Origin of the sequence: Acidovorax sp. DW039 (genome assembly GCF_037101375.1) — a bacterium.
Taxonomy (GTDB): domain Bacteria; phylum Pseudomonadota; class Gammaproteobacteria; order Burkholderiales; family Burkholderiaceae_C; genus Acidovorax.
The window spans coordinates 4,114,030-4,137,193 of record NZ_AP029019.1 but is presented as its reverse complement, the minus strand read 5'-3'; the positions used below and the strand labels follow the sequence as shown (position 1 = coordinate 4,137,193).

Genomic DNA, 23,164 nt, shown 5'->3' with positions numbered 1-23,164 from the left:
GAACAACTGAACAACGGAATAACCCATGCCCATGGGGTGACCCCAGGGCAAAACGAGTGTGAGCGGATGATGCAATTTGAAGCGGTATTGTTTGACTGTGATGGCGTGCTGGTGGACAGCGAACCCATCACCAACGGCGTGCTGTGCGCCATGCTCAACGAGGCTGGCTGGGCTATCAGCGCGCAAGAGTGCATGGACATCTTCATCGGCAAGACCGTGCGCAGCGAGGCCGCCCGCATCGAGTTGCACACTGGCCAGCCGCTGACGGACGACTGGATGGCCGCCTTCTACGCCCGGCGCAATGCCGAGCTGGAGGCTCGCCTCACCGCCATCGAGCACATCCTGCCCACCGTGCAGCGTGTGCACGCCCACCACGGCGGGCGCATTGCCTGCGCTTCTGGGGCGGATCGGTTCAAGGTCGAGATGCAGCTGGCCAAGGTGGGGCTCGCCCCTTTCTTTGCGGGCCGCGTATTCAGCGGCCACGAAATGCCCGCCACCAAGCCCGCGCCCGATGTGTACCTGGCGGCAGCCGCCGCGCTGCAGGCCCACCCCGCCCGCTGCGCGGTGGTGGAAGACACGGTGACCGGCGTGACCGCAGGTGTTGCCGCAGGGGCTACCGTGTTTGCCTACGCCCCGCTGGACGACGGCGCGGCCTTGCGTGCCGCGGGGGCTGTGCAGGTGTTTTGCAGCATGGCGGAGCTGCCCGCGCTGCTGGGCTGCTGAAGGGGCGCGGTATGTTGTCATTGCCAACTGTTGTGCGCTTTTGCCGGGGCCAGCCTCCGTCGCTGCAAAGCCTAGCCCGCGCAGGCCGTGCCGCCCGCCGTGCAGCCCTGGTGCTGGGGTTGGTCGCGCTGACGGCCTGCTCCTCCGTCAAACCCTGGATCAACGAGCCCTTGCCGCCTGAGGACCAGACGGTGCCCGTGCGCAAGTCCGAGCGCGACCCGTCCATCCTGGTGGCGGTCACCCTCTCCGGCGGCGGGGCACGCGCTGCGGCTTTCGGGTTTGGGGTGCTGACAGAAATGCAGCGCACCCGGTTTGACTGGAACGGGCATGCACTCACGCTGCTCGACGCCACCGACGTTATCAGCGGTGTCTCGGGTGGCAGCATCGTGGCGGCCTATCTGGCGGCCCATGGCATCGACGGCCTGCCCCAGTTCGAGCACGATTTTCTGCGCCAGAACTTTCAGAACAGCCTCATCACCCAGGCCCTCAAGCCCGGCAACCTCATCGACCTGACCTCGCCCTGGTGGGGTCGCACCCACCTGCTGGCCAAGCGGCTGGACGAGCTGTACCAGGGCCGCACCTTTGGCGATGTAGAAAAAAGCCCCCGCCACCCGCAGCTGTTCATCACCGCCACCGACATGTCCAACGGCGCGGGCTTTGAATTCACCTGGGACCAGTTTGCGCTGATCTGCTCAGACCTGCGCAAGGTGCCCCTGTCGTTTGCCGTGGCGGCGTCGTCCGCCGTGCCCCTGCTGCTCAGCCCCGTCACGCTGCGCAACTATGCAGACCAGTGCCCCGCCCGCCAGGCCGCAGCCATTGCCGGTGCCCGCCAGGCACCCGCAGACGATTACCGCGCCCGGCTCAACCGCGCGCACGAGTTGAGCTACCTGGACGCCCAGAGCCGCCCCTACATCCACCTGGTCGATGGCGGGCTGGCCGACAACCTGGGCGTGCAGCGCCTGCTCGACCGCGCCCTGGCCGGTGGCGGCCTGCGCGAGAGCTTCAGTGAAATGGGCATTCCGCCGCGCAGCATCCGCAGGCTGGTGCTCATCACCGTCAACGCCGAGCGCGACCCGTCCTTCCGCATCGACACGCAGGACTACGTGCCCAACATGGCCCAGGTGGTCGATACCCTGCTGTTCGGCGCGGGCTCGCGCTCCACCCGCGAAACGCAAGAGTTCCTTAAGGACATCACCCAGCGCTGGCGCGAATCCCTGGCCGATGGCGCACGCGACAGCGGCTTTGATGCCTTTGCCGATGATGCCGAGATCCACGTCATCCCCGTCAATCTGCGCGACGCCCCCGACGACGTAGCCCGCCGCCGCCTGCTGCAGGTGCCCACGGCGTTCTCCATCGCGCCGGATGAGGTCACGGGCCTCATTGATGCGGGCGGCAGCGTGCTGCGCCATTCGTCAGAATTTCAGGCGCTGGTGAAGTCGCTGCAGGGTGGGGGTGCGGCGGCGCCGCGAAAGGCTGCGTTGCCTGGTACGGTAGCTGGCGCGGTGGCTGGGCAGTGAGCGGATCAGGTAGGCGCGTCAGTGGCTGGTGCCGGGCTCACCCCTTGCGCTTGCGCCGCTTGCACCTGGGCCGCGTGTGCCCGCTGGTAGGCCGGCCGTGACTGCAGTCGCTGCCAGTACGCGCTGGTGCCTGGGCCAAACTGCGCTTCCAGCCCCAACTGCTGCGCCAGCAGCAAGGCATAGCCCACCGCGACATCGGCGGCCGTGAAGCGCCCTGCGCACAGATAGTCACGGCTCGCCACTGCAGCCTCTACCGCGCGCAGCCGGGCCAGAAACCAGCGCGTGTAGTCCTCCACCACCTGCGGCTGCTTGCGATCGGCCGGTTCAAAGCGCCCATAGCGCAGCACCAGCGTTTGCGGAAAGGTCAGCGTCGCATCGCTCATGTGCAGCCAGTTCAGGTACGCGCCATACGCCGGGTGCGTGGGCGCTACATCCAGCCCCGCATCGGGGTGCGTGGCAGCGAGGTACTGGCACATGGCTGCCGATTCGGTCATGCGGACATCACCTTGCACCAGCAGCGGCACCGTGCCCAGCGGGTTCTCGTCCAGAAACCACCGCGCCTTCGCGCGGGGCGGGAAGGGCAGCATGTGGAGCTGGTAGGGCAGTTGTAGCTCCTCAAGCATCCACAGGGGACGGAAGGAGCGGGCGCTGATGCAGTGGTGGAGGTGGAGCATGAGGCTGGCGATAAAGTGCAGGCGGTGGTTCAAGTCAGTGTAGTGACGGGTGGCCGTGGGCGCGTTGCTTTGGCCGCCATGCAGGGTGCAGATTGCGCCACTGCGGCATTTGCCATCACGCTTGGCCCGCGTGGCGCCGAAACTCCGCAGGCGACTGCCCAGTCCACCCCCGGAACGCCCGGATAAAACTCTTCTCGTTCTCAAACCCCGCCGCCTCCGCCACCTGCTTGATGGGCCGTTGCGTGCGGTGCAGCAGCTCCACCGCGCGGGTGCGGCGCACCTCGTCTTTCAGGCCCTGCAGCGTGGCGCCTTCCTCCTTCAACTGCCGGTGCAGCGTGCGTGGTGATACGTGCAGCAGCGCGGCCAATGATTCGGCGCTGTGTTGGGGCAGGGCGTGCGCAGGCTGGCCCGGCAAAGGGGCTGCCAGCAACTGGCGCACGCGCTGCACCAGCAGGCGGTCGCGGCGGTAGTGCAGCACCGTCAGCGGCAGGGCGTGTTGCAGCATCTGGCGCAGGGCCTGTTCGTCGCGGCGCAGGGGCAGGTGCAGGTAGCGGGCGTCGAAGTGGATGGCGGTGCGCGGCGCGCCAAAGGTAGACGGGCCCCGGAACAGCACGGCATACGCATCGGCATGCGGTGGGGCATCAAACGCAAATTCGGCAGCGATGAGGGGGATGCGCGAGTCCACCATCCAGCAGGCCAGGCCGTGGGCATTGCGCAGCACCGACACCAGACAGAACTCGCGCAGCGCGCCCAGGTCGCGGGCCTCGGTGATGGCCAGGGTGGCGGTTTCGCCGGTGGTGGTGAGGTGCAGCGCAATGTCGTCCGCCAACAGGCCGTGGTGGCGGCACCAGCGGGCCAGGGCCACCTGCAGCGTGGGCGAGCTGATGCTGGCGCGCGCCAGCATGCCGTAGCTGCCCCAGGGCAGGCGGCGGCTGAACCAGCCCAGGGCTTCGTCGTCCAGCTCGCGCATGGCGGCTTCAGAGATGCGTTCCATCTGCCATGCGGTGATGCGGGCGCTGTCGTCCGCCAGCAGCTGCGGCGCAATCTGTGCCAGGGCCAGGGCGCGTTCGGGGCTCATGCTGCGCCGCTCATACGCCAGAGCAATGGCGCGGACAAAGGCGATGGGGGTGGCTGCTGGCCCTGCGGCGAGCTGTGTGGAGAGGGGGGCTGAAAGTGCGGGGAATGTCACCCCGCGGAGTGTGCCACCCGTGGCACGATTTGCAACCATTGTGGCAACTTGGCCGAATAAGAGGCTCCTATCCTTACGGTAACCGCCCATAGGTTGCGCTAGCCGGGGCTGGAGACAAAGCCAAGGAGACAAACCCCGTGACGAGTGCAGCCACAACCACCCCCGCACCGCAAATGGAGAGCTACGCACACGGTGCGACCGACACTCCCTTGATCGAGCAGACCATCGGTGCCTTTTTTGCCGACATGGTGGCCCGCCAGCCCGAGCGCGAGGCGCTGGTCAGCAAGCACCAGGGCCGCCGCTACACCTACGCCCAGTTGCAGACCGAGGCGCATCGCCTGGGCAGCGCACTGCTGGGCTTGGGGCTGGTGCCGGGGGACCGCGTGGGCATTTGGTCGCATAACAACGCCGAATGGGTGCTGATGCAGTTGGCCACCGCGCAGGTGGGCCTGGTGCTGGTCAACATCAACCCGGCCTACCGCACGGCCGAGGTGGAATACGCGCTGAACAAGGTGGGCTGCAAGCTGCTGGTGAGCATGGCGCGCTTCAAGACCAGCGACTACCTGGGCATGCTGCGCGAGCTGGCGCCCGAGTGGCAGGGCCAGCAGCCGGGCCACCTGCGTGCGGCCAAGTTGCCGCAGCTGAAGACGGTGGTTTGGATCGATGAGGCGGGGCAGGGCGTTGACGAGCCCGGCCTGCTGCGCTTTACGGATTTGATCGCACGCGGCAACGCGGCTGACCCGCGCTTGGGAGAAGTCGCAGCCACGCTCAAGGCCACCGACCCCATCAACATCCAGTTCACCAGCGGCACTACGGGCTTCCCCAAGGGGGCCACGCTCACGCACCGCAACATCCTGAACAACGGCTTCTTCATCGGCGAGTGCATGAAGCTCACGCCCGCAGACCGGCTGTGCATTCCCGTGCCTCTGTACCACTGCTTTGGCATGGTGCTGGGCAACCTGGCCTGCTTTACGCACGGCGCGACCATCGTGTATCCCAACGACGGGTTTGACCCGCTCACCGTGCTGCAAACGGTGCAGGACGAGCGCTGCACCGGCCTGCACGGCGTGCCCACCATGTTCATTGCCGAGCTGGACCATCCGCGCTTTGCCGAGTTCAACCTCAGCACGCTGCGCACCGGCATCATGGCCGGATCGCCTTGCCCCACCGAGGTGATGAAGCGCGTGGTGGAGCAGATGCACCTGCGCGAGATCACCATTGCCTACGGCATGACAGAGACCAGCCCCGTGAGCTGCCAGAGCAGCACCGATACGCCGCTGGACAAGCGTGTATCGACCGTGGGTCAGGTACAGCCGCACCTGGAGATCAAGATCGTGGACCCCGAAACGGGTGCCACCGTGCCCCGTGGCGAGCGCGGCGAGTTCTGTACCAAGGGCTACTCCGTCATGCACGGCTACTGGGGTGACGAGGCCAAGACCCGCGAGGCGATTGACGAGGGCGGCTGGATGCACACCGGCGACCTGGCCACCATGGACGCCGAGGGCTACGTGAACATCGTCGGCCGCATCAAAGACATGGTGATCCGTGGCGGCGAGAACATCTACCCGCGCGAGATCGAAGAATTCTTGTACCGCCACCCGCAGGTGCAGGACGTGCAGGTGGTGGGCGTTCCCGACCAGAAGTACGGCGAAGAACTCTGCGCCTGGATCATCGCCAAGCCCGGCACGAAGCCGACCGAGGACGACATCCGCGCCTTCTGCAAGGGCCAGATTGCGCACTACAAGGTGCCGCGCTACATCCGCTTTGTCACCAACTTTCCGATGACGGTGACGGGCAAGATCCAGAAGTTCAAGATCCGCGACGAGATGAAGGATCTGCTGGGCCTGGAAGAACAAAAGACTGCTTGAACGAGCCACACCGTATGACCATTCTCGACACCCAACTCAACGCCCGCTCGGCGGACTTTCTGGCCAATGCCGCCGCCATGCGCACGCTGGTGGATGACCTGCGCGCCCAGCTCGACAAAGTGGTCCAGGGCGGCGGCGAAGCTGCCCGCGCCAAGCACACTGCACGCGGCAAGCTGCTGCCGCGCGAGCGCGTGCAGATGCTGCTGGACCCCGGCACGCCGTTCCTCGAACTCGCGCCGCTGGCTGCGCTGAACATGTACAACAACGACGCACCCAGCGCGGGGCTCATCGCGGGCATTGGCCGCGTGAGCGGCGTGGACTGCATGATCGTGTGCAACGACGCCACGGTGAAGGGTGGCACCTACTACCCGCTCACCGTCAAGAAGCATCTGCGTGCCCAGGAAGTGGCGCAGCAGAACCACCTGCCCTGCATCTACCTGGTGGATTCGGGCGGCGCCAACCTGCCTAATCAGGACGAGGTCTTCCCTGACCGCGACCACTTCGGCCGCATCTTCTTCAACCAGGCCAACATGAGCGCCATGGGCATCAGCCAGATCGCGGTGGTGATGGGGTCGTGCACGGCGGGCGGCGCGTATGTGCCCGCCATGAGCGACGAGTCCATCATCGTCAAGAACCAGGGCACGATCTTTTTGGGTGGCCCACCGCTGGTCAAAGCCGCCACGGGCGAGGTGGTGAGTGCTGAAGACCTGGGCGGTGGGGATGTGCACACGCGCCTGTCGGGCGTGGCAGACCACCTGGCGCAGAACGACCTGCATGCGCTGCAGCTGGCGCGCAATGCCGTGCGCAATTTGAATAAAAACAAGCCTCCAGCGCCCGCGGATCAAGCGCCAGTAGCTCCTAAATTTGCAGCGGAGGAGCTGTACGGCGTGATCCCTGTGGACACACGCAAGCCGTTTGATGTGCGCGAGATCATTGCCCGCATCGTGGATGGCAGCGAGTTCGACGAGTTCAAGGCGCGCTACGGCACCACGCTGGTCACGGGCTTTGCGCGCATCGAAGGGATGATGGTCGGCATCATCGCCAACAACGGCATCCTGTTCAGCGAGTCGGCCCTCAAAGGCGCGCACTTCATCGAGCTGTGCTGCCAGCGTAAGATCCCGCTGGTGTTCCTGCAGAACATCACCGGCTTCATGGTGGGCCGCAAGTACGAAAACGAAGGCATTGCCCGCAACGGCGCCAAGATGGTCACGGCCGTGGCCACGGCCAGCGTGCCCAAGTTCACCATCATCATCGGCGGCAGCTTTGGCGCGGGCAACTACGGCATGTGCGGCCGCGCGTACAGCCCACGCTTCTTGTGGATGTGGCCCAACGCGCGCATCAGCGTGATGGGCGGCGAGCAGGCCGCTGGCGTGCTGGCCACGGTGAAGCGCGATGGCATTGAGGCCAAGGGCGGGCAGTGGAGCATGGAGGAAGAAGAAGCCTTCAAGGCCCCCATCCGCCGCCAGTATGAAGACCAGGGCCACCCTTACTACGCCACGGCCCGCCTGTGGGATGACGGCGTGATCGACCCCGCCGACACACGCCGCGTGCTGGCGCTGGGCCTGGCCGCCACGCGCAATGCGCCGATTGAAGACACCAAGTTCGGTATCTTCCGCATGTAAACACGTTCAAAGGGAGCAAGGCATGCGCGCGTGGTGGTTTGGTGGTTTGGCATGGGTGTTGGCGACTGCCACAGGTGTGGCGCATGCCCGCGTGGTGGAAGAGCAGATGGATGTACCCGTCCAGGTGAAAAACATCTGGGGCAAGGAGGTTGCGCAGAACATCCGCGTGACGGTGTGGTCTGATGATTCCAACCCCCGGCCAGCGCCCATTGCCATCGTCAACCACGGGCGGGCGCCCGACGCGCAGGGGCGCGCAGCCCTGGGCCGCGCACGCTATACCGATGCATCCCGCTACCTGCTGCGCCGGGGATTTGTGGTGGTCGTGCCCACCCGTGTGGGCTACGGTGCCAGTGGTGGAGAAGATGTGGAAGACACGGGGGCCTGCAACAACCGCCACTTTCCGCCCGGCTTCGCTGCGGCAGCCCAGCAAATGGTGGCTTCGCTGAACGCAGTGCGCCAGCGCCCCGATGTGGACCCGGACCGCGTGCTGGTGATCGGCCAATCGTTTGGCGGGGCCAGCACGGTGGCCTTGGCGGCCATGAACCCGCCCGGCGTGCAGGCCGCCATCAACTTTGCCGGGGGCAGTGGTGGCGACCCCAAGGGTCGGCCGCAGAACCCCTGCTCGCAGGCCGCGCTGGATCGCACCTATGCGCAATACGGAGCGCAGGCTCGTGTGCCCATGCTCTGGATCTACACCGAGAACGACATGTTCTTTGGCCCGCAACTGCCCAGGCAATGGCATGCCACCTTCACCCAGGCGGGGGGCAAGGCCCGCTTTGTGCAGTTCCCGCCGCATGGGGAAGACGGGCATTCCCTCTTCACGCGTTTTCCGGAGGTCTGGCAGCCAGCGGTGTCAGAGTTTCTGGACGCCAACGGGTTCAAGGCCGTAAGCCGTCCCTGAAGCGTTGAGCCACTGAAAGAACCGACATGCCCTTCTTTTCTTCCTCGATTCCACAAGCCATCAAGCGACTGGCCTGGGCGGCTGCGCTGTGCGGCAGTGCCATGGCAGCGTGGGCGCAATCGACTCCCCAGTCGGGTTCCATGCAGCGTGTGGAGATCCCTTTGCCCTCTGGTGTGGTGCTGCGTGCCCACTGGCTGCCAGCCCCGCAGGCCGCACAGGCTGAGGGGCTGGCCGGTGCCTCTGCCCAGCCCGCTGTCATGGCCCTGCATGGCTGCGGTGGGCTGTACGCCAAGGGCGGGGCCTTGTCATCCCGCTACCGCGAGACTGCTGAGACATTGCATGCTGCGGGCTATGCCGTCTTGCTGCCCGATAGCTTTGGCTCCCGTGGCCTGCGGGAGGTGTGCCAGACACGCTACAGCGACCGCAGCCTGAACGTGAACGACCGCGTGCAGGACGCGCGCGCCGCACTGGTGTGGCTGGCTGCGCAGCCGGGCGTGGACGCCCAGCGCATCGGCGTGATGGGCTGGTCCAACGGGGGCACCACCACACTCAACCTGCTGGAGCAGCGCCACATCCACCCGCAGGCGGGCGAGCCACCGCTGGCCGGGGCTGCGGTGTTTTATCCCGGCTGTGGCCCGTTGCTCAAGCGGCGTGCGGCGGTAGAGTCCGCGCCTTTGCTCATGCAACTGGGAGCGCTGGACGACTGGACCCCCGCGCAGCCTTGCGTGGACTGGTCCCAGACCCTCAAGGAGCGGGCTGGCAGCGACGTGACGGTGCATGTCTACGAAGGCAGCTACCACGGCTTTGACGGCAAAGAGCCCGTGCGCCTGCGAGGCGATGTGCCCAACGGAACATCCGCCCAAGGGGTGCACCAGGGCGGCAACCCCCAGGCGCGCACCGAATCTCTGGCCGCGCTGCAATCTTTCTGGAGCCGGGTGCTGGGCGCCCGGAAGGCACCATGAACGCCACACAACATTTCAGCCAGTTGGCCCGCTACAACCAGTGGGCTACGGCCCGCCTGCTGGATGCGGTGGCGGTGCTGCCTGATGAGGACTATCGCCGTGACGTGGGGCTGTTTTTCCGCAGCATCCACGGCACCCTCAACCACCTGCTGGTGGGGGAGCACCTGCTGTGGTTTGTTCGGTTTTCTGAGGGCCGCTCGCCCAGCCTCTCGCTGGATGCTGAGGCCGAGCCCGACCGCGTTCGGCTGGCGCAGCGCCTGCGCGATGGTGCAGCCCGTTGGGCACCACTGCTGGCCAGCTGGCCCGCTGATCGCTGGGAAGGCGATCTGTCCTACACCACCACCAAGGGCGAGGCGGTATCGCTGCCCTTTGGCGCCACCCTGGCGCATGTGTTCAACCACGGCACGCACCACCGTGGACAGATCACTGCGGCACTGACCGCACTGGGTCACGATGGCCCGGTACTCGACCTTGTCTATTTTTTGCGCGCCGAGCAGGCCGCAACACCATCATGAGCAGCAACCTGCAAATCCAATACGAAGGCGCGGTCGCGCGCATCACCCTGACGCAGCCCGAGATCCGAAACGCCTTCAGTGATGAAGTCATTGCCGAGATCACTGCCGCCTTCGCCGAGGTGGGCAGCCGCGCCGAAGTGCGCGCCGTGGTTCTGGCGGCGGAAGGCCCCGCTTTTTGCGCAGGTGCCAACCTGAACTGGATGCGCCGCATGGCCGACTACACCCGCGACGAGAACGTGCAGGACGCTGGCAAGCTGGCCGAGATGCTGCGGGTGATCTACGAATGCCCCAAGCCCACCATCGCCCGCGTGCAAGGCGATGTGTACGCGGGCGGCATGGGCCTGGTGGCGGCTTGCGACATGGCCGTGGCCGTGGACTCGGCAGGCTTTTGCCTGAGCGAGGTGAAACTGGGGCTCATCCCTGCCACCATCAGCCCTTATGTGATCCGCGCCATGGGCGCGCGTGCTGCGCACCGCTACTTCCTCACGGCCGAGCGCTTTGGCGCGGCGGAGGCGCTGCGCATCGGCTTTGTGCACGAGGTGGTGGCTGTCGACCAGCTCGACGCCAAAGTGGACGAATTGCTCAAGGCCCTGACCGCCGCCAGCCCCAACGCCGTGCGCGTGTGCAAGAAGCTGGTCATTGACGTGGCCGAGCGGGAGATCAACGCCGGGTTGATTGCTGCCACGGTGCAGGGCATTGCCGACATCCGCGCCAGCGACGAGGGCAAGGAAGGCGTGCAGTCGTTCCTGAACAAACGCAAGCCCAACTGGTTATGAGCCGACACCCCCCTGAGGCGCTGCGCGCCTTCCCCCCGCTCTCGCTGTGCTGCGCTCAGCGGGCAGGGGGGCGACGCCCTCGCTGCGGGGCGGCCCTTGCTCGGCGTCCTGCGCCTGGTGCGCGCCAGTTGTTACGGTCAACCATCTTTCGCTGTGCCGGGGAGTGCTACTGACATGGACACCCTCTGGCTCCACATCGTGCAGTGGCTCCACACCGTGGGGCTGCATATCGACGGCGGCACGGCGAGTGCCGTGGGCGATGCCGCCGCCACGGCCACTGCGCGGCTGGATATGCCCGGTCTGTTGGCGCTGGCTGCGGCCCTGGGCTGGGCCAGCGGGTTCCGCTTGTATGCCGTGGTGTTTCTGGTGGGAATGATGGGCGTGCTGGGCTGGATGCCCCTGCCGCCAGGCCTGGCTGTGCTGCAAAGCCCTCTGGTGCTGATGGTGAGTGGCGCGCTGCTGGTGGTGGAGTTCTTTGCTGACAAGGTGCCTTGGGTGGACAGCGTGTGGGATGCGTTGAATGCCTTCATCCGCGTGCCAGCCGGGGCGGCTTTGGCTTATGGCGTGTTCGGCGCCGACAACGCCACGATGGCTGTGGTGGCGGGGTTACTGGGGGGCTCACTCTCGGCCACCGCGCTGGCCACCAAGATGACCACGCGGGCGGCGGTGAACACCTCGCCAGAACCCTTTTCGAACTGGGGCTTGTCGTTCTTGGAAGATGGCCTGGTGGTGGCGGTGGTGTGGCTGGCCACCCAGCACCCAGTGGCGTTTGGTATCGCACTGGTCGTGATGGTGGTGGTGTCTGCGCTGCTGCTGGTGGTGCTGTTCAAGTTTCTGCGCGCCGTGCTGCGGCGCTTGTCTTCTTTCTTTTCTGGTTCTGCCAAGGTGGCTTAAATGTTCAAAAAAATACTGATCGCTAATCGCGGCGAGATCGCCTGCCGTGTCGCCGCCACCGCCAAGCGCCTGGGCGTGAAGACCGTTGCGGTGTATTCCGATGCCGACGCCAATGCCAAACATGTCGCCGTGTGTGACGAAGCCGTGCACATCGGCGGCAGCGCGCCCAAAGACAGCTACCTGCGCTGGGAGCGCATCATTGAGGCGGCCAAATCCACAGGCGCACAGGCCATCCACCCCGGCTACGGCTTCCTGAGCGAGAACGAAGACTTCGCACAGGCTTGCGCAGCGGCGGGCCTGGTTTTCATCGGCCCGCCCGCCTCGGCCATCAAGGACATGGGGCTCAAGGCCGAGTCCAAGCAGCTCATGGAAAAGGCGGGTGTGCCCTTGGTGCCCGGCTACCACGGCAGCGACCAGGACCCGACGCTGCTGCAGCGCGAGGCCGACCGCATCGGCTACCCCGTGCTCATCAAGGCCAGCGCAGGCGGCGGCGGCAAGGGCATGCGGGCGGTGGACAAGAGCGAGGACTTCGCTGCCGCGCTCGAATCTTGCAAGCGCGAGGCCATCAACAGCTTTGGCGACGATGCAGTGCTGGTCGAAAAGTACGTGCAGCGTCCCCGCCACATCGAGATCCAGGTGTTTGGCGACACGCACGGCAATTGTGTGTACCTGTTCGAGCGAGACTGCTCGGTGCAGCGCCGCCACCAGAAGGTGCTGGAAGAAGCCCCTGCCCCTGGCATGACGCCCGAGCTGCGCGCCCGCATGGGCGAGGCCGCCGTGGCCGCCGCCAAGGCGGTGAACTACGTGGGCGCGGGCACGGTGGAATTCATCGTGGAGCAGCCGGGCGGCTACGAGCGGCCCGACCAGATGAAGTTCTACTTCATGGAGATGAACACCCGCCTGCAGGTGGAGCATCCCGTGACCGAGGCCATCACCGGGCTGGACCTGGTGGAGTGGCAGCTGCGTGTGGCATCTGGCGAGCCGCTGCCACTCAAGCAGGAAGACCTGTGTATCACCGGTCATGCCATCGAGGCGCGTATCTGCGCCGAGAACCCCGACAACAACTTCCTGCCCGCCACCGGCGCGCTGAATGTGTATGCCTTGCCCGAGTGCGTGACCTTCGAGCGGGGTTCGGTGCGCGTGGATTCTGGCGTGCGCCAGGGCGATGCCATCAGCCCGTTCTACGACTCCATGGTGGCCAAGCTCATCGTGCACGGCGACACGCGCGAGCAGGCACTGGCGCGGCTGGACGAGGCACTGGCGCAGACTCACATCGTGGGGCTGGCGACCAACGTGCAGTTTTTGCGCCGCGTTGCGCGCACCGAGGCGTTTGCCCAGGCCAAGCTCGATACGGCGCTGATCCAGCGCGAGCAGGCCGTGCTGTTCCATCAGGAACCCGTGGGCCTGCCGCTGGCAGCGGCCGCAGCGGTGGCGCAGACCTTGCTGAAAGAGCGCGCCAGTGAAGGCGCAGACCCTTTCAGCCGCCGCGACGGTTTCCATTCCCATGCTGTGGTACAGCGCCGCTTTGAATTTGAGTTTGGTGGGCAGCATGCCAAGGCGCTTTTGACCTATGAGCGCGGTGGCAGCCTGCATCTGGCGGTGGATGAGGGCGCTGCGCAAGTGGCGGGGCTGCTCCAGTTCCGAGCGCTGGCGCAGGGTGTGGAGTTGGAGTTTGCGGGCCAGCGCACGCGTGTTGCTGTGTATGCGCAGGGCGAGGTGGACCACATCTTCACACCGCTGGGGGCCACACAGATCACGGCCATTGATCTGCTGGCGCATTCCGGCGAATCAGCCGCCGAGGGCGGACGCCTGACGGCCCCCATGCCAGGCAAGGTGGTGTCGTTCGCTGTCAAGGCGGGCGACAAGGTGGCCAAGGGTCAACCACTGGCGGTGATGGAGGCCATGAAGATGGAACACACCATCGCAGCCCCGGCGGATGGGGTGGTGCAAGAGCTGCTGTACGCCCCTGGCGACCAAGTGACCGAGGGGGCAGAGCTGCTCAAGCTTGCCGCTGCGTGAAGCAGGTGACAGCGCCATCGCGCGGCAAGCGGTACGCTCGGTGCCCATGAAAATCACTTTTTGCTGTACCGATGCCAAGCCCGAGCCCTGGCTCCAGGGCTTGTCCGCCGCGCTGCCTGGCGCTGATATTTCCGTGTGGCAACCTGGGGCGCCCCAGGCCGATTACGCCGTAGTGTGGGCGCCGCCCCAACAGTTCATGGATGAGCAACCAGCCCTCAAGGCCTTGTTCAACATTGGTGCCGGGGTGGATGCCTTGCTCAAGCTGCGCTTGCCACCGCAGGCGCGGGTGGTGCGGCTGGATGACGCAGGCATGGCCGTGCAGATGGCCGAATATGTATGCCACGCCGTCATTCGCCACTTCCGCGAGTTCAATGGCTACGAGGCCGATATGGCCGCCGGGCGCTGGGGCTACCGCAAACCACGTCTGCGCAGCGACTTCCCCATCGGTGTGATGGGCTTGGGCGTGCTGGGTGAGCGCGTGGCCAAGGCGCTCGCGCAGTTCGACTTTCCTGTCAACGGCTGGAGCCGCAGCCCCAAGGCCATCGAGGGCGTGCGGGCCTTTAGCGGCACAGAGCAATTCAACGACTTTCTGGCGGCGAGCCGCGTGCTGGTCAACCTGCTGCCCCTCACGCCTGACACCACCGACGTGATCAACAAGGACACACTGGCCCGGCTGCAGCCCGGCGCCTACGTGATCAACGTGGCGCGCGGTGCACACTTGGTGGAAGAGGACCTGTTGGCCGCCATTGCCAGCGGCCATGTGGCGGGTGCCACGCTGGATGTGTTCCGCACCGAGCCGCTGCCCAAGGGGCACGCCTTCTGGAACCACCCCCAGATCACCATCACTCCCCACACTTCGGCGCGGACCTTGCGCGAGGAGAGCATTGCCCAGATTGCCCGCAAGATCGGCGCTCTGCAGAGGGGCGAGGCGATTGCCGGGGTGGTGGACCCCGTGCGGGGTTACTGAGCGATGGGGCTGGCGGCCATCGGCTCAGTCCACCGTCACGCCCGCATCGCGCACCAGCTTGCCCAGGCGCTGGGCATCGGTCTTGATCAGCGCGCCAAAGTCTGCAGCGCTGCCCGCCACCACGGGGGTGCCAATGGCCTCCCACTTGGCGCGGAATGCGGGCTCCTTGAAGATGGCGTTGACGGTGGCGTTGAGCTTGTCGACGATGGGTTGGGGTGTGCCTGCCCGCACGGCAATGCCATGCCAGCCGGTGATCTGGTAGCCCGGCACGCCAGCCTCTGCCAAGGTGGGTACATTGGGTAGCACCTTGGCGCGTTCGCTGGAGGTCACGGCCAGCGGTATCAGCTTGCCTGCCTGGATGTGGGGCAGTGAGCTGCCCACAATGTCAAACATCACATTGACCTGGCCGCCGATCAGATCGTTGAGAGCCGGGCCTGCGCCCCGGTACGGGATGTGCGCCAGCTTCACGCCCAGCGTGCTGTTGAAGAGCTCGCCCGCCAGATGCTGGGGTGTGCCGTTGCCCGCTGAGGCGTAGCTGAGCACCGGCTTGCCCGCTTTGGCCATGGCCAGAAACTCCGCCAGCGTTTTTACCCCCAGGGAGGGATGCACTTCGAGCACCAGCGGAAAGGCGGACAGTTGCACCACCGGGGCCAGGTCGGTCAACGGGTTGAACGGCATGCTGCTGTACAGCGATGCGTTCACCGCCATGGGGCCGCTGGCTGCCAGCAGCAGTGTGTGACCGTCGGCAGGGGCTTGCTTGGCCACCTCGGCGCTGCCGGTGTTGCCACCCGCGCCGCCCTTGTTGTCCACAATCACCGTCACACCCAGCCGGCTTTGCAGCTCGGGCTGCAGCATGCGCGCCATCAGGTCGGTGGGGCCGCCGGGCGGGTAGGGCACCACGAAACGGATGGTCTTGCTGGGCCAGCTGCTGGCGGCAGTTTGCGCGACGGCCTGGCCTGCAAAGCCCAGGGCCAGCGGCACGGCGCAGGCGGCGTGCAGCAGGGTGCGCCGGGTGGCGCGCTGCGCGAAGGAAAGCGTGGAGTGGTGTTGCATGTTGTCTCCTGTGGGGGATGGGTCCGTCCCGTCTGACGCGGGTTGTTGTCGGTGAACAGTGGGTGTTTTCAGCCCGCGCCAAAGCGCTGGCGGATATCGGCGGCGGTGGCCAGGGGGCGGCCCAGCGCATTGGCGGCTTCCACCGCCTGGCGCACCAGTGCGGCGTTGTCGGGCGCAACGCTGCCGTCCTTGCACAGCAGGTTGTTCTCAAACCCCACGCGGGCATGACCGCCAAACACGGCAGCGGCGGCCACGCAGGCGTTCTCGGCCGCCCCGAAGGCGCACACGGCCCAGGGTTCGTTGCTGTCGTGGGCGTTCAAAAATGGCAGCAGATCGCGCGGGCTGGAAGTCTGGCCCGCGCTGTAGCGGCCCAGCACAAACAGCAGGAACCACGGCGCATCTGGCACCACGCCACTGGTGCGCAAGGCCTGCCAGCGGCGCAGGTCGGCCACGTCGTACAGGATGACCTGCACCATGGTGCGGCGCTGGGCCAGGCCAGTGAAGAAGCGCTGCAGCCCCGCTTCGCCAATCTCGGGCTTGTCCACCTCGCGCAGGCCGATGGATACGGCCTCGGGCTGCAACGCCTCCACCATGGCGATCTGCGCTGGGGCCTGGTAAACGCCTGCGGCTTCGCTGGTGATCTGGATGACCATGGCATCGCCCACGGCCTGGCGCACCACACGCTGGGCCTCGCGGTAGCCCTCCACATCCAGGCTGTGGCGGCCTTGTGCGTCGCGGATGTGCATGTGCAGCATGGCTGCGCCCGCATCCAGGCAGGCCTTGGCTGTGGCGGCCAGCGTGGCGGGGTTGATGGGCACGGCCGGGTGGTCAGCGGGCTGTTTGTACGCGCCGTTGGGGGCCACGGTCACGATCAGCGGGTCGGCCCACTGGCTAGGAGTCATGGGTGATGTGGGCGAGGTGGTCATGAACGATCTCCGGTCTTGGGGGCAGCGTCGGTAGGGGGCTCGATGGTGGGCAGTTCGCTGGCCAGCAGTGCCAGGCCCTGGCGCAGCAGCGTGTCGTAACGCGCGCGCTCGGCCTGCTTGCGGTCTTCGGGCCAGTCGAAAAATCCCTTGCCCGTCTTCATGCCCAACTGGCTCTGGGCCACCTTGTCGCGCAGGGCCTGGGCGGGTATGTCGGTGTTGGAGAGGCTTGGGTACATGGTGGCCGCGGCGGCGGTGTGCACCTCAATGCCCGCATGGTCGCGCTGCAGCACCGGCCCCGCCGCCAGAAAGCGGAAGCCGAAGCCAAAGCGCACGGCGGCGTCCACGTCCTCCGGCGAGGCAATGCCTTCGTCGATGAGGGCAAAGGCCTCGCGCGAGAGCGCATGCTGCATGCGGTTGGCCAGAAAGCCCGGCTTGTCTTTCTTGACCAGCACCGGCACGCTGCCGCAGCCCCGCATGAAGGCGTGCAGCCAGGTACCCAGGGCGGGGTCGCTGCGCTCGCCCAGCACCACTTCCACCAACGGCACCAGGTGGGCGGGCATGAAGAAGTGCAGGCCCAGCATGCGCTGCGCCGTGGCTAGCCCCTTGGCAATGGCGCTGATAGGAAAGCCCGAGCTGTTGCTGGCCAGCACCGCGTTGGCGGGCGCGATGGCTTCCAGCTCCGCAAACAGTTGCTGCTTGGCGGCCAGCTGCTCGGTGATGCATTCGACCACCAGCACCACGCCGGTCCAGTCCACCTCCTGCAGCGAGGCGCACACCTGCACCGGGCCGGCATGGGCGGCCTGGCCGGCGGTGGTCAGCTCCTGGGCGATGTGGGGCAGCAGCCGGTTGCGGCGCTCGGTGTGCGGGTCTATCACCGTCACGTGGGCGCCCCCGCGCGCCAGAACCACGGCCACATCGGCCCCCATGGTGCCTCCGCCCACCACCACGGTGCGTGCGTTGCGAGGCGAACTTGTTTCCATCGTGTCTCCTGTTTCTTGCTGAGCGTGCTTGCGTGCAATGCAGTCTAGGGAGCCTGCATTGCGCGGTCCAGACGTCTTTTTCGATAGACTGATCGGCTATGAAGATCAATTGGTCCGCCCGCGAGGTGGATGTGTTCCTGTCGCTGGCCGAGACGCTGAGCTTTCGGCGCACGGCCTTGCAGATGCACCTGTCGCAATCGGCGGTGTCGGGCACGGTGGCGCGGCTGGAGGAGATGCTGGACGTACGCCTGTTCGAGCGCACCACGCGCACCGTGCAGCTCACGCTGGCGGGCGAGGTGTTTGCCGAGCAGGCGCGCTTTCTGCGCCACCAGATGGAGGAGACCGTGCGCCGCGTGCAAGAGGTAGCGCAGCTGCAGGTGGGCCGTGTGGCGCTGGCGGCGCTGCCGTCGCTGGCCGCCGGGGCCGTGCCACGGGCCTTTGCCCGGTTTGCCGCGCAGCACCCGGGCGTGCAGATGGAGCTGATCGACAGCTTGGCGGGCCCGGCGTTTGACATGGTGCGCGCCGGGCGGGTGGACTTTGCCCTCACCGCCGCCAACCCCGCCTATGCGGACCTGGACTACACCCCGCTGGTGTCCGACCGGTTTGTGCTGCTGCTGCCGCGCACGCACCCCTTGGCTCGTGGGCGGGGCGCCGTGGCCTGGGCCGATGTGGCCGAGTTGCCCCACATCTCCATGCCCGCGGGCACCAGCGTGCGGCAATACGCGCAAGAAGCTTTGCTGACGCACCGCATCCGCTTTGAACCCCGCTACGAGGTGGAGCACCTGGCCACCATCGCGGCCATGGTGGCGGCGGGGCTGGGGGTGAGCGCGCTGCCCGAGCTGGCTGCCCAGGTGGTGCGCAGGCCCGAGGTGGTGACGCGCGCGCTCAAGGCGCCCGTGCTGCACCGGCCCATCGGGCTGATCACGTTGCGCGGCCGGCCGCTGTCGCTGGCGGCGCAGGCCATGGTGGCGCTGCTGCGGCAAGAGGTTGAGGGCGATGGCGCCCAGGCTGGCTGATGGCGCGTCCGGCGTATGGTCTGGCACGATATGAGGTGGCTCTGTGGCGGCGCTGGCGAGACAATGGCGGCATTCCTTGTCCACCCTTGGTAGCCCCATGAGCATTCCCTCCCGTGTCCGCCTCATCGACGTTGGCCCCCGTGACGGCCTGCAGAACGAAAAGACCCCGGTGCCCGCCGCTGTCAAGATCGAGCTGGTGCACCGCCTGCAGCAGGCGGGCCTGCAAGAGATCGAAGTCACCAGCTACGTCAGCCCCAAGTGGGTGCCGCAGATGGCCGATAACCACGAGGTGATGGCGGGCATCACCCGCCAGAGCGGCGTCGCATATTCGGTCCTCACGCCCAACCTCAAGGGCTTTGAGGCGGCCGTGCTGGACAAGCCCGATGAGATCGTCGTCTTTGGCTCGGCCAGCGAGGCCTTCAGCCAGCGCAACATCAACTGCAGCATTGCCGAGAGCATCGAGCGCTTCGCGCCCGTGGTGCAGGCGGCGCTGGCCGCCGGCATCCGCGTGCGTGGCGCCATGAGCTGCACCGTGGGTTGCCCGTACGAGGGCGACATCGCCCCTGAGCGTGTGGCCTATCTGGCGGGCCTGCTCAAGGGTATTGGCGTGCAGCGCGTGGATGTGGCCGACACCATTGGTGTGGGTACACCGCGCAAGGTGCAGCGTGCCATCGAGGCGACCTTGCAGCACTTTGGCGTGGATGAAGTCTCGGGCCACTTCCACGACACGTATGGACAGGCGCTGTCCAACACCCTGGCTGCGCTGGAGCTGGGGGTGTGGAACTTCCAGTCGTCCGTGGCGGGCCTGGGGGGGTGCCCCTATGCCAAGGGTGCCACGGGCAATGTAGCGACGGAGGATGTGGTCTACATGCTCCACGGCATGGACATTGACACCGGGATTGACCTTGATCGCCTGATTGACGCGGGCGCGTACATTAGCGGCTTTCTGGATCGCAAGCCCCAGTCCCGCGTCGCGAACGCCCTGCTGGCCAAGCGCGCGGGCTGAGCGACCCGGCAGGTGGTGCCGGGCGCAGCGCACGGCTGGGGTTCACAAGGATGAATGAAGCTATGTGTGGAAGTGAACTGACCTCCTTGCCCGACGGCGTGCAGCGCGTGGCTGCCGCCTTGCAGGAGAAAGGCCATCCGCATGCCCCGCGCATGCTGGACAACTCGGCCCGCACCGCCCAGGAGGCGGCCGATGCCCTGGGCATTGCCGTCGGCCAGATTGCCAAGAGCATCATCTTTCGCCGCAAGAGCGACGACGTGGCCGTGCTGGTCGTCACATCAGGCGACCGCCGGGTGGACGAGAAGAAGGTGGAAGCCCATGTGGGCAAGATTGGCCGGGCCGATGCCGATTTCGTGAAGAGCCGCACGGGTTTTTCGATTGGCGGAGTTTCTCCCGTGGCCCATGCCACGCCCCCGGTCACGCTGATCGATCAGGACCTGCTGCGCTTTGATGTGGTGTGGGCGGCTGCGGGGCACCCGCATGGTGTGTTTCCGCTCCACCCCAACGACTTGCAGCGGCTGACCGGTGCACCGGTGGTGGATGTGGTGCAAGCCCCAGCCTCCGCAGCAGGAACGCAGGGGAACCCATGAGCGTCACGCCATCTGCTACTGAATCGATAGCAGCCCGCGCTCAATTGATGAGCGATGGGGGCTATTTTGATCTGAACTCTGACGAGGTGGTGCCGTCGCCCTGCATCTCGGTGTGTCGGCTCACGGATGACCGCACCCGCTGCGCGGGGTGCTTTCGCACCATCGACGAGATTCGCGCATGGTCTGCAGCGGACAGCGCCCAGCGGCGTGCCATCTGGGTGACGCTGCTGCAGCGGGCGGGTGTGCCATTGCCTGCCGCTTTGGATCGCTGAGTCTTCCCCGCTGAGTTTTGCCCGCGCTTTGACGAAGAGGCCCCGACATGAAACGCATCACGTTCTACCTGGACTTTGTGTCGCCCTATGCCTGGCTGGCGTATGAACGCCTGCCCGCAGTGCTGGAGGGGCTGAGCTACCAGGTGCTCTACAAACCGGTGCTGCTGGGGGCCTTGCTGCAGCAGCACGGCAATCCAGGGCCTGCGGGCATTGCCCCCAAGCGGGGCTGGACCTACCGCCATGTGGTGTGGTTGGGCCACGCGCAGGGCACGCCGCTGCAGATGCCCGCGCGCCACCCGTTCAACCCGCTGCCCCTGCTGCGCCAGGCGCTGGCCTGCAGCGACGATGGCTACATCAACCGCTTTGTGGCGGGCGCGGTGCTGCGCCATGTGTGGCAAGGTGGACAGGACGCGCTGGACGTTGGCAGGCTGGCCGCCCTGGCAGAGCAGCTGGCCCAGCAACAGCGCCCTGGGCAAGACATGCACAGCGACGCCCCCAAGGCACTGCTGCGCGCCAACACCGAGGCCGCGCAAGCGGCGGGGGTGTTTGGGGTGCCAGCGTTTGAAGTGGACGGCAAGCTTTTCTGGGGTCTGGACAGCCTGCCCATGCTGCGTGCCTACCTGGATGGCGACGCGTGGTTTGAAGGCCCCGACTGGGAGGCTGCCGCCCAGGTGTCCTCAGGGCTCCCCGCCAAAGCCAAAGACTGATCTGCTATTGAGTTGGTAGCTGCCTGCGCTTTCTGAGTAAGCGCTAGGGCCGGATTTGGTCATGTCTTTGTGGCGCTACATACCGCCACGTTCTGCAAGGCCCCTGCAAGCGGTGGGTGGTGCAATGGCTCTGTCGGGTTCTTCGAAATCCGTGGAGACAGCCCCGTATGCCCAACGCCTTCCCGTTTTCCCTGTCGCCGTTTGATTGCCTGGATCCGGACGAGCAGCGCCGGGTGCGGGCCAGCGTGGACATTGCCTACTTTCCGCAGCACGCGGCCATTCTGGAGCCGGGGGATACGCCCGCGTACCTGTTTGTCATCGTCAAGGGCTACGTGCAGCAGCTGGACGATGGGGATGCCGTCGCCACGCTGGGCCCGGATGATTGCTTTGACGGCCGCAGCCTGGTGGCGGGCCGCGTCAGCAGCCGTTTTGTGGCAGCGCAGGAGGTGGTGGCCTATCAGCTGGCGCGGCATACGGTGATTGAGCTGATTGCGAGCAATGCCACTTTTGGTGCACTGCTGTTTGCCGACCTGGGCCACAAGCTGAGCGTGCTGGCCGAGCGCCAGCAACCGCGTGAGCTGCCTTCGCTGAGCCTGTCGCGGGTGGGCGAGGCCTTTTTGCGGCCTGTGCACAGCGTGCCTGCCCATACCGACATCCTGAGCGTGGTGCGCCTGATGCGCGAGCAGCGCACTTCCAGCGTGGTGGTGTGTGATGAGGCCGCAGCACGCAAGGGCATCTTCAGCCGCACCCTGCTGCAGCAGGCGATTCTGGATGGGCGGCCTCTGCAGTCCATGCCGGTGGGGGACTGGGCGCGCTATCCGTTGATTGAAGTGCGCTCTACCGAATTGCTGGGGGACGCCATGGCCCTTATGCTGCGCCACCGCATCCACCGGCTGGTGGTGGAAGAGGGCGGCGTGATGCTGGGTGTGCTGGAGGCGCTGGACCTGCTGAGTTATCTGTCCAACCAGTCACACATCGTGACCCTGCAGATCGAGCAGGCGCGTGACCTGCAGAGCCTGGGGCAGGCGGCATCGCAGATGACCAAGGTGATAGCGCAGCTGTTTCGCAGTGGCTCCCGCGTGGAGCTGATTGCGCGGCTGGTGCAGCAGCTCAACGCCCGGCTGTTTGAGCGGGCGTGGCAGTTGATTGCCCCAGCCGACCTGGTCGCCAACAGCTGCCTGTTTGTGATGGGCAGCGAAGGGCGGGGCGAGCAGTTGCTCAAGACGGACCAGGACAACGGGCTGATTCTTCGGGACGGCTACATGCCGCCTGAAGACTTGCAGGGGATTTGCGAGCGCTTTTCGCAGGCGCTGGGGCAGTTTGGCTACCCGCCCTGCCCGGGGCACATCATGCTCAGCAACCCTGCCTGGCGGCGCACTGCCAAAGATTTTGCCGCCATGCTGCGCCAGTGGGTGTGGCAGCCCGCAGGCGACAACCTCATGCATCTGGCCATCTTCATGGATGCGCATGCTGTGGCGGGTGATGCGGATTTGCTGGCCCAGGTGAGTGAGGGTCTGCACCAGCTGGCCACGGACAACGATGCACTGCTGAGCCGCTTTGCTGCGGCCATGGATGCCTTTGGCACCCACGGCGGATGGCTGAGCAAACTGTTCTCGCTGGGGGAAGCGCCCGCACCGCTGCATCTCAAGAAGGAAGGGCTGTTTCCGCTGTTGCATGGAGTGCGCAGCCTGGCATTGGCGCACCACGTGCGGGCTACGTCCACCGTCGCACGGGTGCAAGCCCTGGTCGCGCAGGGAGCCCTGTCGCCAGGTGAGGGGGAGGACGTGCTGGAAGCGCTGCACGTCTTCATGGCCCTCAAACTGAAGGCAGGCTTGGCAGAACAAGAGCAGGCCCGGCCGGTGACGGGGACCGTGTCTGTGCAGCACCTCAGCAGCCTGGACCGTGATTTGCTCAAGGACGCGCTGGGCGTCGTCAAGCGGTTCCAGCAACTGCTGCGCACACGTTTTCACCTGGGGGCGCTGTGAGC

The 23,164-nt window shown here is 66.3% G+C and carries 22 protein-coding genes; 17 read left to right on the top strand and 5 right to left on the bottom strand.

The window, feature by feature from the left end:
* Nucleotides 1-69 precede the first annotated feature (69 nt).
* Nucleotides 70-723 carry an HAD family phosphatase gene (locus AACH87_RS18500; RefSeq protein ID WP_338795995.1) on the top strand — a complete coding sequence of 218 codons (654 nt, stop codon included), beginning with the start codon at nucleotides 70-72 and terminating at the stop codon, nucleotides 721-723.
* Between the two features lie 11 nt (nucleotides 724-734).
* Nucleotides 735-2,240: a patatin-like phospholipase family protein gene (locus AACH87_RS18495; protein ID WP_338795994.1), complete on the top strand. Its 1,506-nt coding sequence runs from the start codon at nucleotides 735-737 to the stop codon at nucleotides 2,238-2,240.
* Between the two features lie 5 nt (nucleotides 2,241-2,245).
* Here the strand turns inward: AACH87_RS18495 and AACH87_RS18490 are convergent, their stop codons facing one another.
* Both AACH87_RS18490 and AACH87_RS18485 read right to left on the bottom strand, forming a co-directional pair.
* Complete coding sequence (locus AACH87_RS18490; protein ID WP_338795993.1) at nucleotides 2,246-2,914, bottom strand: glutathione S-transferase family protein; 669 nt, start codon at nucleotides 2,912-2,914, stop codon at nucleotides 2,246-2,248.
* A 115-nt stretch (nucleotides 2,915-3,029) separates the two neighbouring features.
* Nucleotides 3,030-4,142, bottom strand: coding sequence for an AraC family transcriptional regulator (locus AACH87_RS18485; protein ID WP_338795992.1), 1,113 nt, complete (start codon nucleotides 4,140-4,142; stop codon nucleotides 3,030-3,032).
* 134 nt (nucleotides 4,143-4,276) lie between these two features.
* Here AACH87_RS18485 and AACH87_RS18480 point away from each other — a divergent pair, with 134 nt between their 5' ends.
* The 9 genes from AACH87_RS18480 to AACH87_RS18440 all read left to right on the top strand — a co-directional run bounded on the left by AACH87_RS18480 (nucleotide 4,277) and on the right by AACH87_RS18440 (nucleotide 14,627).
* The gene (locus AACH87_RS18480; protein WP_338799012.1) at nucleotides 4,277-5,971 is read left to right on the top strand and encodes an AMP-binding protein; all 1,695 of its coding nucleotides are present in this window, start codon (nucleotides 4,277-4,279) and stop codon (nucleotides 5,969-5,971) included.
* 14 nt (nucleotides 5,972-5,985) lie between these two features.
* Nucleotides 5,986-7,593 (top strand): carboxyl transferase domain-containing protein, encoded by a 1,608-nt coding sequence (locus tag AACH87_RS18475; protein WP_338795991.1) that lies wholly within the window; start codon nucleotides 5,986-5,988, stop codon nucleotides 7,591-7,593.
* Nucleotides 7,594-7,615: 22 nt separating this feature from the next.
* Complete coding sequence (locus AACH87_RS18470) at nucleotides 7,616-8,494, top strand: dienelactone hydrolase family protein (protein ID WP_338795990.1); 879 nt, start codon at nucleotides 7,616-7,618, stop codon at nucleotides 8,492-8,494.
* Between the two features lie 26 nt (nucleotides 8,495-8,520).
* Nucleotides 8,521-9,456, top strand: coding sequence for a dienelactone hydrolase family protein (locus AACH87_RS18465; protein ID WP_338795989.1), 936 nt, complete (start codon nucleotides 8,521-8,523; stop codon nucleotides 9,454-9,456).
* The gene (locus AACH87_RS18460; protein WP_338795987.1) at nucleotides 9,453-9,971 is read left to right on the top strand and encodes a DinB family protein; all 519 of its coding nucleotides are present in this window, start codon (nucleotides 9,453-9,455) and stop codon (nucleotides 9,969-9,971) included. Before AACH87_RS18465 ends, AACH87_RS18460 begins: the two co-directional genes overlap by 4 nt.
* Nucleotides 9,968-10,747 carry an enoyl-CoA hydratase/isomerase family protein gene (locus AACH87_RS18455; RefSeq protein ID WP_338795986.1) on the top strand — a complete coding sequence of 260 codons (780 nt, stop codon included), beginning with the start codon at nucleotides 9,968-9,970 and terminating at the stop codon, nucleotides 10,745-10,747. Before AACH87_RS18460 ends, AACH87_RS18455 begins: the two co-directional genes overlap by 4 nt.
* 174 nt (nucleotides 10,748-10,921) lie before the next feature.
* Nucleotides 10,922-11,641: a DUF4126 domain-containing protein gene (locus AACH87_RS18450; RefSeq protein WP_338795985.1), complete on the top strand. Its 720-nt coding sequence runs from the start codon at nucleotides 10,922-10,924 to the stop codon at nucleotides 11,639-11,641.
* Nucleotides 11,642-13,660: an acetyl/propionyl/methylcrotonyl-CoA carboxylase subunit alpha gene (locus AACH87_RS18445; RefSeq protein ID WP_338795984.1), complete on the top strand. Its 2,019-nt coding sequence runs from the start codon at nucleotides 11,642-11,644 to the stop codon at nucleotides 13,658-13,660.
* Nucleotides 13,661-13,706: 46 nt separating this feature from the next.
* On the top strand, nucleotides 13,707-14,627 hold the full coding sequence (locus tag AACH87_RS18440) for a glyoxylate/hydroxypyruvate reductase A (RefSeq protein WP_338795983.1): 921 nt from the start codon (nucleotides 13,707-13,709) through the stop codon (nucleotides 14,625-14,627).
* Between the two features lie 24 nt (nucleotides 14,628-14,651).
* On the opposite strand, the gene AACH87_RS18435 is transcribed toward AACH87_RS18440, so the two are convergent.
* The 3 genes from AACH87_RS18435 to AACH87_RS18425 form a co-directional block, all read right to left on the bottom strand.
* Nucleotides 14,652-15,680 (bottom strand): tripartite tricarboxylate transporter substrate binding protein, encoded by a 1,029-nt coding sequence (locus AACH87_RS18435; RefSeq protein ID WP_338795982.1) that lies wholly within the window; start codon nucleotides 15,678-15,680, stop codon nucleotides 14,652-14,654.
* Nucleotides 15,681-15,748: 68 nt separating this feature from the next.
* Nucleotides 15,749-16,606 (bottom strand): 3-keto-5-aminohexanoate cleavage protein, encoded by an 858-nt coding sequence (locus AACH87_RS18430; protein ID WP_338795981.1) that lies wholly within the window; start codon nucleotides 16,604-16,606, stop codon nucleotides 15,749-15,751.
* On the bottom strand, nucleotides 16,603-17,586 hold the full coding sequence (locus tag AACH87_RS18425; protein ID WP_338795980.1) for a 3-hydroxyacyl-CoA dehydrogenase NAD-binding domain-containing protein: 984 nt from the start codon (nucleotides 17,584-17,586) through the stop codon (nucleotides 16,603-16,605). Before AACH87_RS18425 ends, AACH87_RS18430 begins: the two co-directional genes overlap by 4 nt.
* Nucleotides 17,587-17,684: 98 nt before the next feature.
* Here AACH87_RS18425 and AACH87_RS18420 point away from each other — a divergent pair, with 98 nt between their 5' ends.
* From AACH87_RS18420 to AACH87_RS18395, 6 genes are all read left to right on the top strand, one after another.
* A complete protein-coding gene (locus AACH87_RS18420) occupies nucleotides 17,685-18,602 on the top strand; it encodes a LysR substrate-binding domain-containing protein (RefSeq protein ID WP_338795979.1) in 918 nt (305 codons plus the stop codon).
* A gap of 97 nt (nucleotides 18,603-18,699) precedes the next feature.
* Complete coding sequence (locus AACH87_RS18415) at nucleotides 18,700-19,608, top strand: hydroxymethylglutaryl-CoA lyase (RefSeq protein WP_338795978.1); 909 nt, start codon at nucleotides 18,700-18,702, stop codon at nucleotides 19,606-19,608.
* A gap of 62 nt (nucleotides 19,609-19,670) precedes the next feature.
* Nucleotides 19,671-20,198: a YbaK/EbsC family protein gene (locus AACH87_RS18410; RefSeq protein WP_338795977.1), complete on the top strand. Its 528-nt coding sequence runs from the start codon at nucleotides 19,671-19,673 to the stop codon at nucleotides 20,196-20,198.
* Between the two features lie 47 nt (nucleotides 20,199-20,245).
* Nucleotides 20,246-20,470 carry a DUF1289 domain-containing protein gene (locus AACH87_RS18405; RefSeq protein WP_338799011.1) on the top strand — a complete coding sequence of 75 codons (225 nt, stop codon included), beginning with the start codon at nucleotides 20,246-20,248 and terminating at the stop codon, nucleotides 20,468-20,470.
* Nucleotides 20,471-20,517: 47 nt separating this feature from the next.
* Nucleotides 20,518-21,177, top strand: coding sequence for a 2-hydroxychromene-2-carboxylate isomerase (locus AACH87_RS18400; RefSeq protein ID WP_338795976.1), 660 nt, complete (start codon nucleotides 20,518-20,520; stop codon nucleotides 21,175-21,177).
* A 167-nt stretch (nucleotides 21,178-21,344) separates the two neighbouring features.
* A complete protein-coding gene (locus AACH87_RS18395; protein ID WP_338795975.1) occupies nucleotides 21,345-23,162 on the top strand; it encodes a DUF294 nucleotidyltransferase-like domain-containing protein in 1,818 nt (605 codons plus the stop codon).
* Nucleotides 23,163-23,164: the final 2 nt, after the last annotated feature.